The organism is Arthrobacter sp. MOO21, from assembly GCF_057369995.2.
In genome coordinates, this window is record NZ_CM170671.2 from 2,596,359 (window position 1) to 2,608,627 (window position 12,269).

Here is a 12,269-nt window from a genome sequence, read left to right on the forward strand (position 1 = left end):
ACCACGCTCCTTCCCTGCAAGCCGGCTGTTTCACTGTCAAGACTATCGGTCGCCTTGGCGCGGGTGGGCTTTGCCTGTGCCCGCCGGACCAAAGACCCTGACGCTCCAGGCGGGGAGCAACGAAAATACACCTCGGAAGGAGGAACCGTGCCACCAACGTTAAGGCGCACCGTCGTGGAGGTGGGCGGCCTGCACTGGGCCACGTCGAAAGCGGTTGTGGAACAGGTCCTGATGCGCCGGCCCGGAGTCGAGGGCGTCGAGGCTAATCCTGTCGCCCAGACCGCAACCGTTAGCTTCGACCCGGCGGTCACGTCCATCGAAGAAATCGCCGGCTGGGTACGCGACTGCGGCTACCACTGCCGGGGCGAAGCAGTACCGGACCACATCTGCTACCCGATGCAGGACATGCCCGTGCACCCGGCGGAACACCACCCCGTACGGCGCGAGCAGATGGCCCACGCTGGCCACGAGCAGATGGCGCACGTCCCCCACGAGCAGATGGCTCCCAGCGCACAGGACATGATGGGGCACGGCGGCCACGCCGGAATGTCCATGGACAGCATGGTCAAGGACATGCGCAACCGCTTCATCGTGGCAGCGGTCCTGTCCATCGGGGTGACGCTCTGGTCGCCCATGGGCAGGAGCATGCTCGGCTTCACGGCCCCCACACCGTTCGGCCTGCGCGACGACGTGATGGCCCTGATCCAGTCCCTGCCGGTCATCTTCTACTCAGCATGGATCTTCTTCGACGGCGCCTACCGGGCACTGCGCGCCCGCACCCTGGACATGATGGTCCTGGTGGCCATCGCCATCGGCACCGGCTGGCTCTACAGCGTCTGGATCACCCTCACCGGCGGCGGCGAGGTGTTCTACGAAGCCGCCACCGTCCTGGCCTCCTTCGTGCTGCTGGGCCACTGGTTCGAGATGCGTGCGCGCGGCGGCGCAAACGAAGCCATCCGCACCCTGCTTGAACTCGCCCCGCCGGTGGCCGTGGTCATCCGTGACGGGGAGACTGTGGAGGTCCCCACCTCCGAAGTCCAAGCAGGGGACTTCCTGCACATCCGGCCCGGATCGAAAATCCCCGTCGACGGCCAGGTCGAAGACGGACAGTCCGAAGTGGACGAGTCCATGGTCACAGGCGAAAGCCTCCCCGTCACCAAGAGCGCCGGTTCGGAGGTGATCGGGGCATCCATCAACACCACCGGCACCATGCGGGTCCGTGCCACGAAGGTCGGGGCCGACACGGCCCTCGCCCAGATCGTGGCCCTCGTCCAGGAAGCACAGAATTCCAAGGCCCCGGGCCAGCGGCTGGCCGACAGGGCAGCGTTCTGGCTGGTCCTGGTGGCCCTGGTTGGCGGCACCGTGACATTCGCCGCGTGGCTGGCGGTCGGGGCCGGGGTCCAGGCCGCACTGCTGTTCGCCATCACCGTCGTGGTGATCACCTGCCCCGACGCCCTTGGCCTGGCCACGCCGACGGCCATCATGGTGGGCACCGGCCTCGGGGCCAAACGGGGAGTCCTGTTCAAGAACGCCACAGCCCTGGAAGTCTCGGCACGGATCGATACCGTGGTGATGGACAAGACCGGCACCCTGACCAAGGGCGAGCCGGAGGTGACAGACGTCGTCGAGGAAGGCATCGACCGCGACAGGCTGCTGGCGCTGGCTGCAGCAGTGGAGCAGGAATCCGAGCACCCGCTCGCCGCCGCCGTCGTCCAGCATGCCCGCGAACGGGATGCCGCTGCACTGGCGGCCGAGGGTTTCCGCAACGTTCCCGGGCACGGGGCCGGCGCCATGGTGGACGGGCACCGGGTGCTGGTGGGCAACCGCAAGCTCCTGGCCAACGAAGGAGTCGACCTGGGCCGCCTCGCGGCTGTGCGGGACGAACTTGCGGGCACCGGCCGCACGGCGGTGCTCGTCGCCGTCGACGGCCTGGCGGCCGGCGTCATTGCCTTGGCCGATGCCGCCCGGCCCACGGCCGCGCCGGCCGTCGCTGCGCTGCACGAGGCCGGTATTGAGGTCGTCATGCTCACCGGGGACAACGAGGCCACTGCCCGGCGCATCGCCGGGCAACTCGGGATCGACACCGTCATCGCCGAGGTCCTGCCCGGGGACAAATCAGCGAAGATCGCCGAGTTGCAACACACCGGCAGGAAAGTGGCAATGGTGGGCGACGGTGTCAATGACGCCCCGGCCCTGGCCCAGGCCGATCTCGGCATTGCCATCGGCGCCGGGACCGACGTCGCGATCGAAACAGCCGACGTCGTCCTGATGCGCTCGGACCCCCTGGACGTTCCCACGGCGCTGCGGATCGGCAAAGGCACCCTGCGCAAAATGCGGCAGAACCTGGGCTGGGCCGTGGGATACAACGCGATCGCCCTCCCCATCGCTGCCGGGGTCTTCGCCTTCGCCGGAGTGGTCCTCAGCCCGGAGATCGCCGCCCTGTCCATGTCCGGCTCCAGCTTCCTGGTGGCAGTGAACGCCCTGCTCCTCAAGCGCCTCCGGCTTCCCCGTCCGGACACGCCCGAAGCCACCACGGCCCGCCCTGCCCGGCCGCTCTCGCCTGCGCCGGCCGGCCATTACTGAGGCACCGCCATGGACGCCCGCCTCATCCCGCAGGTACTGTTCCTGCGGGCGCAGTGGCGGCGCAGGGACCGGTGGGACACCGCCCGCATCGCCGCCCACCAGGAGCGCGCCCTGCTCCGGCTGCGGGCGGCGGCCTACGCCGGCTCGGAGTTCTACCGGCGCCACCACGCGGGCCTGCACGATGCCCCCTTGCGCGAGCTGCCGCCCGTAACCAAGGCGGACCTGATGGAGCACTTCGACGAAGCCATCACGACGCCGGACCTGGACCTCGCCGGGCTGGAAAACCACCTGCGCGTCCTCACCGAAGGCGGCGGCGACCCGGGGCGGGCGTGGAACGGACGGTGGTGGGTGGCCGCCACTGCGGGGACCACGGGCAGGCGCGGAATCTTCGCCTGGAACCGCTCCGAATGGGCCAGGGTCCTGGCCTCGTATGCGCGGGCCTACGACTGGGCAGGCATTTCGACAGGACCGGGGCCGGGACGGCCAGTGAAGATGGCACTGGTCAGCTCCCGCAACCCCACGCACCAGTCCGCCGTGGTGGCGGCGTCCCTGGACACCCGCCTGATCCCTGCCCTGCGGCTGGATGTCACCGCGCCCATGGGCGGGATGGTGGCCGCGCTGAATTCGTTCCAGCCGACGGTCCTCGTGGGCTACGCCTCCGCCCTGAAACCCTTGGCGGCCGAACAGCTCACGGGGCGGCTGCGCATCGCACCCGAGGGCGTGATGTCCGCCTCCGAAGTGCTCACCCGGCAGGCGGCCAGCGAAATGCGGGAGGCATGGGGGACCGACCCCTTCGATGTTTACGCGGCCACGGAAACAGCCGGCATCGCCTCACCCTGCACCCACCGGAACCGCCACGTCTACGAGGACCTGGTGCTTGTCGAGCCCGTGGACCAGTCCGGCAACCCCGTGGAACCGGGCACAACAGGGGCCAAGGTGTTGGTCACCGTGCTGTTCTCCCGCACCCTGCCGCTGATCCGCTATGAGATGTCGGACAGCATCAGGCTGGGAGGGCGCGGCTGCCCCTGCGGACGCTCCTTCCGGCTGCTCGAGGACGTCGCGGGGCGGGTGGAGGACGTCCTGGTGCTCCCGGGGGAAAAAGGGAACGTCAGCGTCCACCCTGACGTGTTCCACCATGTACTGGACGAGGTGGGCACGTCAGGCTGGCAAGTGATCCAGGAGGCCGGACGGCTGCGCGTCCTCGTGGCCGGCATGGTGCCGGGGCATTCCGTGCAGGGAATCCGTTCCGCAGTGGGCGCCGCCCTCGAAGCAGCAGGCGCGGCAGCAGTTCCGGTTGACGTGGAGCCCGTTGCGGAGCTCCAGCGCACAGCCCTCGGCAAGGCGCCTTTTGTGCGGGCGCTCAAGGGGCAAAATCATCCCCCGGGCGGCTGACCTCGCACGCGTACGGCGCGTACTGCACAGGAGCCCGGCCAATGAGCCCGTTGGCCGCCAGGGCCTGCAGGCTGCGCTGCTCCGGCTGGCAAGGGTCAAAACCCGTGGCCGCCTGAGGAGCAGTCGTCAGGCGACGTCGGGGTAGCTGCTGAGGATATAGTCGGCCGCCGCAGGGCCCTTCATCCGCAACTGCGAATTCCGGACATCGACGCCGCAGCGCCGCATCCCGGCCCGGAAGGCCTGGTCCGGCTTGGCGGTAAATCCGTGCAGGGCGCACCAACTGACATACAGGCCGTGCGGACAAGCGGGCAGGCCGGCAAGGCCCTTCACACCAATTGGTAAGGGTGCTTATCATAATGTCCCTCCGCACAGAGTATGGAGAACGACGGGATGAACAAGGCACCGCAGCACGGCGCGGGTTTCCGCAACAGGAACGGCCGCGACGACGCCGCCCAGCTGCGTGCCTACCTTCACTTCCGGCAGTGGGAGCTGAATTTCATGGCGGCGTCTGGCCGCTTCCCGAGGACGTCCGCCGGGCCCGGTGGAGGAGCACTGGCACGCTTCCGGGACGAGCTTGCAACGATGCAAGGGATAGAGGACGACGGCGATGGACACCTACGGCAATAACGGCACCGGCGGCGCAGGAGCAGGCAGCCGGACGTTCGGCATCGAGGAGGAGCTGCTCCTGGTGGATCCTGCCACCGGGGAAGCCACACCCCTGGCCGGCGCACTCCTGGACCTGTACGTCCGCCCGCTGGAGGCGGCGGCGGGCCCTCTCCTGACGGCCGAGTTCCAGCAGGAAATGATCGAGGTGGTCACGCCGCCGCACGCCACCCTGGCCGCACTGGAGCGGGACATCATCGCGGGCAGGTCCATCGCGCACCAGGCTGCGGGGGACGTGGGTGTGCGGGTGGCGGCGCTGGGCACTTCACCGCTTCCGGCCGATCCCCACCCCGTGCAGCTCCGGCGGTTTCGGGCCATGACGGAGGAGTACGGGCTTACCGCGCGCGAGCAGCTGACCTGCGGCTCCCACATCCACGTCTCGGTGGAATCGGCGGAGGAAGCGGTGGGGGTGCTTGACCGAATCCGGAACTGGCTGCCGGTGCTGGTGGCGCTCAGTGCCAACTCCCCGTTCTGGCACGGCCAGGACACCGGCTACGCCAGCTACCGTTCCCAGGTCTGGAACCGGTGGCCGTCCGCCGGGCCGCTGGAGATCATGGGCAGCCCGGACTCCTACCACCAGCTGGTGCATGACATGGTGAGCACCGGCGTTGCCATGGACGAGGGAATGATCTACTTCGACGCCCGCCTCTCCCGGCACTACCCCACCGTGGAGATCCGGGTGGCGGACGTGTGCCTGTGGCCGGAGAACACGGTGCTGCTGGCGGGGATCGCCAGGGGCCTGGTGGAGACCGCGGCACGCGAATGGCGGGAGGGGATGGAACCCGTGGCCGTCCCGGCGGCGCTGCTCCGGCTGGCCGGCTGGAAGGCCAGCCGCTGGGGCCTGCGCGGTGAGCTGCTGGATCCGCACACCCACCGTCCGGCCGCGGCGCTCGCCGTCGTCAATTCGCTCCTGAACCATATCCACGACGCACTGGCGGACATCGGGGACCTGCACCGGGTGGAGGAACTGGTGGACCGCACGCTGGCCCGCGGCACCGGCGCCGCCCGGCAGCTGGAGGTGCTGCACCGCACCGGGGACCTCGAGGAAGTGGTGGCGGACGCGGCCGTATGTACTGTCAGCGGAGCCGGGTGACGAAAGTCAGTACGTGGTGGCGTTGGGCAGGAGGAACGGAGGCCGCGGGGACTGGCTGAAGTCGAAGGCGGCGGCGATGTTTCCCAGCGCGGGGCTGCCTTCCCGGACGCCGGGACGCGGGTCGGGCCGGCCGTCGGTGGCGGGGTCGAGCCGCTCGCCGCCGAGGAAGTCATCCTCGATGAACTTGTTGTAGGCGTCGTGGCTGAGGACCTGGTGGTCGATGTAGCCCTGCTTCGCATAGGGGCTGATCACCAGGCCGGGGACGCGCATGCCGTAACCGTTGCCATCGACCGCAGGGGGCGCCACGTGGTCGTAGAACCCGCCCCAGTCGTCCCAGGTCAGGAAGATCGCGGTGCTGTCCCAGTCGGGCCCGGCCATGACGGCGTTGATGAGCCCGGCCACGTACTCCTGCCCGGTGCTGACCTTGCTCGGCGGGTGCTCGCTGACCTCGTTGGTGGGCGCCACCCAGGTGACGGCAGGCAGCCGCCCCTCACGGGCGTCGTCGTAGAAGCCGTCCAGCGGCTTGATGTTGCCCTGTTCGCCGTCCTCCTTGACGGTGTCGAAGTAGAGCAGCGGGTTCCAGTGGCCTGGTGTTTTGGAGTCCTGCCTGACGGGGTCGCAGGTGGCGGCGTCGTTCCGGCAGTCCGGCTCGGTGCCGCTGAACACGTAGTAGGCCCAGGGCACCGAGTGTTTGTGCAGCAGGTAGGTCAGGTCCGTCCAGGCGTAGTCGGGCACGTCCAGCTTCCTGGCGGCGTCGGCGAGTTTCTGCTTCAGGTCCGCGGGGACATCGGCGGCGTCCACGGCGGCTTTGCAGGCGGCGTAGGTATCGCCGGGCTTGCAGCTGGCAGCGACCAGTTGGTCGATCTGCGCCGCGAGGTCCGGGCTGATGCCGGCGGCGGACAGCGCGGCCTGGCACGGTGCCAGGTGCAGGCTGTCCTGGCACTTGCCGATCAGGGTGTCCTGGATGGTGACCTTGTAGGGCGCGTCGGCAGGATCCTGGATGGCATTGGCGCACGACGACGGGTCCCCGGCTTTGGTGCATCTGGCCGACCATTCCGAGACGAGATACAGGTGCGCCGGCAGGCTCCAGGAAGCGGTGGCCGCGAACATGTGGTCCTGCAGGACGAAGTTGTCCGCGTAGGCCCAGTAGGTGGGCAGCTCGTTGCGGTCGTGGTAGCCCAGCACGTCCGTGGGTTTGGCGTTGTGCAGGCACGCGGTGTCAGTGGATTTGCAGCCGGACAGGGCCTTCGCCGCCTGGGCCACGAACCCGTCCATCGCGCCGTTGTCGATGTCCTTGAGCGCGTCGGCGTGGCTGTGCGGGCCGCCGGTGTTGCTGTCGGCGGGGTTGTGGAACGGCCGCGTACAGCCGTCCGTGGAGGGGTCCGGCAGGCATGCGGCCGGCTGGCCGTCCTGCATTGCGATCCCGTCCGCTCCCGGATAGGTGCCGAAGTAGCTGTCGAACGACCGGTTCTCCTGGGTAATGACCACTACGTGCTTGATCTTGTGGATCCCGGTGGCTGCCGGTGCACCGCCGGCGTCAGGGCCGGAGCGTACGACGCCGGCAACCACTACTGCCAGCACCGTCACCACGGCGGCAACCGCCGCAGCCGCGGCCAGCAGCCGCTGTCGGGTCACCGGCCGCCAACGACGCGGTCGGGTCACCGGCCGCCAGGGAGCCGCCGGCCGCCGTCGTGCCACCGTGTTTGCCAGCCCTATGAGCCCTGGTAGACGTCGTCGCCGAAGGCGGTGACGCCGCGGTCCCGGGCGCCGCCGAGCCGGGGGAGGGAGAAGTAGTCCTCGATGCTGGCCAGCAGGCTGTAGTGGTTGTAGGGCTGGACGGATTTTGCCCCGGCGGTGCTGAAGGGCGTGAGGACCAGGGTCCCGATCTTGCCGCCGCCCGTTCCGCCGGGGACGCTGCCGGGGGTGCCTTCCTCCGGGCCGGTGGCGCCGCCGTCGGACTCGTCAAAGGTGATCACCAGCATCCCGTCCTGCCGGTAGGCCGGCGAGGCCAGGATGGCCGGCACCTCCGCGCTCAGCCACTGGTCGGAGGTGGGCAGGCCGCCGGGGGTGCCGTCCACGCAGGGGCGGTCATGCCCGTCGTGGCAGAGGTTGGGGGTGATGTACGCCAGGTTGGGTGTGGTGTCTACCGAGGCCAGGTCCCGGGCCAGGTCGGAGAAGGGGACCACGTTCTGGCTGCACGCCGGCGTTGATGTAATGGAGCGGAAGTAGACGAACGGGTTGTGCTTGGTGGCGTACATGTTCCCCACCGTCGCCTTCACGTGGGTGTCGTCGGAGCCGAGGGACGGGTGCTGGCACGGGTGCTGCATGTCCTCCATGTAGCCCTTCCACGTCTTCCCCGCCGCGGACAGCTGGCCCGCCACCGTGGGAACATCGGCCGGATAGACGCAGCCGTCGCCGTCCATCCTGCCCAGGTTGTCCGTGGACCGCGCCATGAACTCCGTGTAGGTGTGGCAGTCCTTCTTGGTGCTGGGATTGGGCGGCTGGCCGGAGATCTGCGCCAGGTAGTTGGGCAATGAGTTGTGGGCGATGCCGTAGTAGTTCTCCAGGAGCACGCCCTGCTTCCGCAGCGTCTGGGAGAGATAGGGGGCCGGGGAGCCGTCGCCCCAGACCTTGTCGTACCCCTTGTTTTCCAGGTTGATCACGAACACGTGCCCCGGCGTGCGGCCACGGTGCGGGCTGGGCTGCGCTGCGTCTCCAACCCCTGCCTGGCTGGGGTTTCCGATCACGGGATCGGCGGGCTGGCAGGCGGTCAGCAGCGACAGCAGCAGGGCCAGGACCGGCAGCAGGCGGGCGCCGGCCCACCCTTCACCAGCTGGTCTTGGGCCCGGTCTTCGCAACATTTTCGGCCTTTGCTTGCTCATCACCATCTGACGCCCCAGCGTTGTGGCCACTATCGCACACGGACCCCTGCCGTGCCACCGGCAACACCTGTGAATTCACCATGAATCCGGGCGCCGCATGCGGTAGGTCTTTCTGCCCTAGAAGGCGGTGCTCCCCGGGAGTTGACTTGAATTGCGGGCAGTAAGGCCCGCCGGACGGGAAGCCGCAGAAGGCGGCTCCCGCCCCGACAGAAAGGAAAGTCAGTGAAAAAGTGGTATCGGTGGCAGGACTATGTAGCGGCTGCCGCCGGACTCTTCACCGCCCTCGCGGTCCTGTTCACCCGGCAGGAAGGCATGTCCACCACGCTCATGCTGCTGTTCGGCGGGCTGCTGATTGTCAGCGGCATCATCAACCTGGCCATGCCCGGCACGCCGGCCATGGAATACGTCCAGGCTGTCATTGCTGCTGCTCTGGTCCTCTCGCCTTGGCTGGGGACGTACACGGGCGCGACGGGGGCCGCCTGGACATCATGGATCGCAGGGGCAGTGGCGCTCGTGGTCACAGCGGTGGCTATTAAGCCGAGCACCGACCTCCGCCACACCTACCGCGTCTCGCATTGATACGGGGATCCGCCATGACCGAAGTGATGCGCTATGAAGTGGGCTCCGGGACCGTCCTGGTCGAGGCTGCGGACAACAGCTACGGCGTGGACCATCCGGCCCGCAACGAACAGGGGATCCTGGACACGGGCAGGCGCCTGGAAGATGCACTTGCCAGCGTTCGCCCCGCCGCCCGCGCAGCACTGGAGGCCATGGCGGAGCTCACCCCCGAACAGATCGAAGTTGAATTCGGCGTAAAACTCGCGGGGGATGCGGGGGCGGTGATTGCCAAAAGCAGTTCGGACGCCCACTTTATCCTCCGCATGACCTGGACACCCGAGGCGGCCGCCCCGCACGGGGAAGAAGATACGTACGGCGGGTGACGGGGATGGTTGCGTTCCTCAACAGGGCCGACGCCGGCCGGCGGCTGGGCAAGAGGCTAGCCGGCCTGCGCGGCCAGGACGTGGTGGTGCTGGGCCTGCCCCGCGGCGGCGTCCCGGTGGCGTACGAGGTGGCCAAAGCCCTCGACGCGCCGCTGGACGTGATCGTGGTGCGCAAGCTTGGCGTCCCGTTCCAGCCGGAAGTGGCCATGGGGGCCATCGGGGAAGGGGACACGCGGGTCATCGATCCGCGGACCATCTCCCTGGCCCGCGTCACCGAAGCGGACCTGCGGCAGGTGGAACGGCAGGAGCGCGCGCTCCTGGAAAGCCGGGTGGCGCGGTTCCGCCAGGGACGCCGGCGGGTAGACCTCGCCGGCCGCACTGCCGTCATCGTTGACGACGGCATCGCCACCGGCTCCACAGCGCGGGTTGCCTGCCTGGTGGCCAGGCAGCTCGGCGCGGCCAGGGTGATCCTGGCAGTGCCCGTTGCCCCCGCCCGCGCCGTCGTGGAGCTTAAGGAACCGGACGACGTCGTCTGCCTGCTGTCGCCGCAGAACTTCCAGGCCGTGGGGTACTACTACCACGACTTCTCGCCCACGGAGGACGGCGAGGTGGTGCAGCTGCTCGACGCCGCCGCCCGGCCCGCGCACCACCAGCGGCAGGACGGGGGCGACGGCGCGGTGGAGGAGGACGTGGAGATTTCCGCGGGACGGGTGGCCCTGCGCGGCAGCCTGTACCTGCCGCCCGGCTGCGAGGCCACGGTCCTGTTCGCCCACGGCAGCGGCAGCAGCCGGCACAGCCCGCGCAACCGTTTCGTGGCGTCGGTCCTGCACGGATCCGGCCTCGGCACGGTGCTGCTGGACCTGCTGACTCCCGAGGAGGAGGTCAACCGGGCCAACGTGTTCGACATCGGCCTGCTGGCGCGGCGGCTGGTGCGGGCGACTGACTGGCTGCAATCGCGGCAGGACACCTACGCCGGACGCGTCGGCTATTTCGGGGCGAGCACCGGCGCCGGCGCCGCGCTGTGGGCCGCGGCCGAACCAGGGTCGCGGGTTGCGGCGGTGGTCTCCCGTGGCGGGCGCCCGGACCTTGCAGGCCCGCGGCTCTCCGATGTACGGGCCCCCACCCTCCTGATCGTTGGCGGCGCCGACACGCAGGTGCTGGCGCTGAACCGGCAGGCCATGGCGCAGATGACGGCGCCCACCCGGCTGGAGGTGGTCCCGGACGCCACGCACCTCTTCGAAGAACCGGGAACCCTGGCCATGGCCGCCACCCTGGCCGCGGACTGGTTCCGGCAGTACCTGCTGCCGGCTCACGCGGTGCGGTCCGCCCCGGAGGCACGGACGTGAGCGGCGGATACACCGGCCCTGGCAACGGCGGCGCAGGCCGCTGGGCGGAACACGGGGCGGAGCGCGCCGCGGAGACCCGGCAGATCCGCTCCCTGGCGCACCCGCTGGCCTCCGCTGACGACCTTGAACCACTCGTCCGCCTCGCCGCGCCGGCGCGCTTCGTCTGCCTGGGCGAGGCGTCCCACGGGACCCAGGAGTACTACCACTGGCGTGCGCTGCTGAGCCGCCGGCTGATCGAGGAATACGGCTTCACGTGGATCGGCGTGGAGGGCGACTGGCCGGACTGCTGGCGCATCAACCGCTGGGTCCGCGGCGAGGCCGGGCAGGACCTGGAAGCCCGCCGGCTCCTGGCGGGCTTCGAACGCTGGCCCACCTGGATGTGGGCCAACCACGAGGTGGCGGAATTCCTGACCTGGCTTCGCGGCTGGAACCTGCGCCTGCCCGAACACCAGCGCACCGGCTTCTACGGCCTGGACGTCTACTCCCTCTGGGATTCGCTGCGCGAAATCTTCACCTGGCTCGAGGCCAACGCCGCCGACGCCCTTCCGGCAGCCCACCAGGCCTGGCGCTGCTTCGTGCCGTACCGCGAAGACCCGCAGCGATATGCCTGTAGCAACCGCCTGGTACCGCAGTCCTGCGAAGCGGACGTGGTGTCCCTGCTGGCAGAAGTACGACGCCGGGCACTCGGCCGGGTGCATGACGATCCCGCCGCCTTCGACGCCGTCCAGAACGCCATCGTGGCCACCAATGCCGAACGCTATTACCGCACCATGGTCCGCGGTGACCGGCAGTCCTGGAACATCCGCGACCACCACATGAGCGACACCATCGACCGCCTCGCCGAACACCACGGACCCGGTTCCAAAGGACTGGTGTGGGCGCACAACACGCACGTGGGCGATGCCCGGGCCACGGACATGGCGCACGACGGCATGGTGAACATCGGGCAGCTGGTGCGCCAGCGCCATCCGGGCGAAGTGGTGCTGGCCGGGTTCGCATCCTTCGCCGGATCCGTCACGGCCGCGGAATCGTGGGGCTCGCCGGAATGGACCATGGACGTCCCGGCCGCCGCACACGGCAGCCATGAGGAACTCCTCAACCAGGCGCTGGGGGAGCCCTCGCTGCTGGTGTTCGGGGCGGAACGGTCCGGCCCGTGGCTTGGATCCTGGCGCGGGCACCGGGCCATCGGGGTGGTGTACAACCCGCACCGGGAGCGGGGGAACTACGTGCCCACCCGCATGGGGGAACGGTATGACGCGCTGTTCTGGCACCCCCGGACCGAAGCGCTGCGCCCGCTGCACCACGAGTACGTCCCCGGCGAGCCGGAACTGGAAACCGAGCCCACCGGCTTCTAGCCCACACCGAAGGA

Annotated in this window: 11 protein-coding genes; 8 read left to right on the forward strand and 3 right to left on the reverse strand. The window is 69.3% G+C overall.

All coding sequences use genetic code 11. The annotated features are described in order from the left end of the window. Positions 1 to 147: 147 nt before the first annotated feature. Both AC2JAJ_RS12035 and AC2JAJ_RS12040 read left to right on the forward strand, forming a co-directional pair. A complete protein-coding gene (locus AC2JAJ_RS12035; protein WP_486415709.1) occupies positions 148 to 2,583 on the forward strand; it encodes a heavy metal translocating P-type ATPase in 2,436 nt (811 codons plus the stop codon). Positions 2,584 to 2,592: 9 nt separating this feature from the next. After that, the gene (locus AC2JAJ_RS12040) at positions 2,593 to 3,975 is read left to right on the forward strand and encodes a phenylacetate--CoA ligase family protein (protein ID WP_486415708.1); all 1,383 of its coding nucleotides are present in this window, start codon (positions 2,593 to 2,595) and stop codon (positions 3,973 to 3,975) included. A gap of 126 nt (positions 3,976 to 4,101) precedes the next feature. On the opposite strand, the gene AC2JAJ_RS12045 is transcribed toward AC2JAJ_RS12040, so the two are convergent. After that, entirely contained in the window at positions 4,102 to 4,305 is a 204-nt protein-coding gene (locus AC2JAJ_RS12045) for a hypothetical protein (RefSeq protein WP_486415707.1), read from the reverse strand. A 60-nt stretch (positions 4,306 to 4,365) separates the two neighbouring features. On the opposite strand from AC2JAJ_RS12045, the gene AC2JAJ_RS12050 reads away from it, so the two are divergent. Together AC2JAJ_RS12050 and AC2JAJ_RS12055 are read left to right on the forward strand one after the other, a co-directional pair. Continuing rightward, on the forward strand, positions 4,366 to 4,602 hold the full coding sequence (locus AC2JAJ_RS12050) for a hypothetical protein (RefSeq protein ID WP_486415706.1): 237 nt from the start codon (positions 4,366 to 4,368) through the stop codon (positions 4,600 to 4,602). After that, entirely contained in the window at positions 4,583 to 5,731 is a 1,149-nt protein-coding gene (locus tag AC2JAJ_RS12055) for a carboxylate-amine ligase (protein ID WP_486415705.1), read from the forward strand. The genes AC2JAJ_RS12050 and AC2JAJ_RS12055 overlap by 20 nt, the downstream gene beginning before the upstream one ends. A gap of 6 nt (positions 5,732 to 5,737) precedes the next feature. Here AC2JAJ_RS12055 and AC2JAJ_RS12060 read toward each other — a convergent pair whose 3' ends face one another. Continuing rightward, positions 5,738 to 7,366, reverse strand: a complete 1,629-nt coding sequence (locus tag AC2JAJ_RS12060; protein ID WP_486415704.1) for an alkaline phosphatase family protein — start codon at positions 7,364 to 7,366, stop codon at positions 5,738 to 5,740. A 77-nt stretch (positions 7,367 to 7,443) separates the two neighbouring features. Then, positions 7,444 to 8,592: an alkaline phosphatase family protein gene (locus tag AC2JAJ_RS12065; protein ID WP_486415703.1), complete on the reverse strand. Its 1,149-nt coding sequence runs from the start codon at positions 8,590 to 8,592 to the stop codon at positions 7,444 to 7,446. Positions 8,593 to 8,835: 243 nt separating this feature from the next. Between AC2JAJ_RS12065 and AC2JAJ_RS12070 the strand changes: the two genes are divergently transcribed. The 4 genes from AC2JAJ_RS12070 to AC2JAJ_RS12085 all read left to right on the forward strand — a co-directional run bounded on the left by AC2JAJ_RS12070 (position 8,836) and on the right by AC2JAJ_RS12085 (position 12,255). Continuing rightward, the gene (locus AC2JAJ_RS12070) at positions 8,836 to 9,192 is read left to right on the forward strand and encodes an SPW repeat domain-containing protein (RefSeq protein WP_486415702.1); all 357 of its coding nucleotides are present in this window, start codon (positions 8,836 to 8,838) and stop codon (positions 9,190 to 9,192) included. A 14-nt stretch (positions 9,193 to 9,206) separates the two neighbouring features. Further along, entirely contained in the window at positions 9,207 to 9,554 is a 348-nt protein-coding gene (locus AC2JAJ_RS12075; protein ID WP_221386196.1) for a CU044_2847 family protein, read from the forward strand. A 5-nt stretch (positions 9,555 to 9,559) separates the two neighbouring features. Beyond that, positions 9,560 to 10,900 (forward strand): phosphoribosyltransferase family protein, encoded by a 1,341-nt coding sequence (locus tag AC2JAJ_RS12080; RefSeq protein ID WP_501053474.1) that lies wholly within the window; start codon positions 9,560 to 9,562, stop codon positions 10,898 to 10,900. A gap of 83 nt (positions 10,901 to 10,983) precedes the next feature. Beyond that, positions 10,984 to 12,255: an erythromycin esterase family protein gene (locus tag AC2JAJ_RS12085; RefSeq protein ID WP_486416697.1), complete on the forward strand. Its 1,272-nt coding sequence runs from the start codon at positions 10,984 to 10,986 to the stop codon at positions 12,253 to 12,255. Positions 12,256 to 12,269 lie beyond the last annotated feature (14 nt).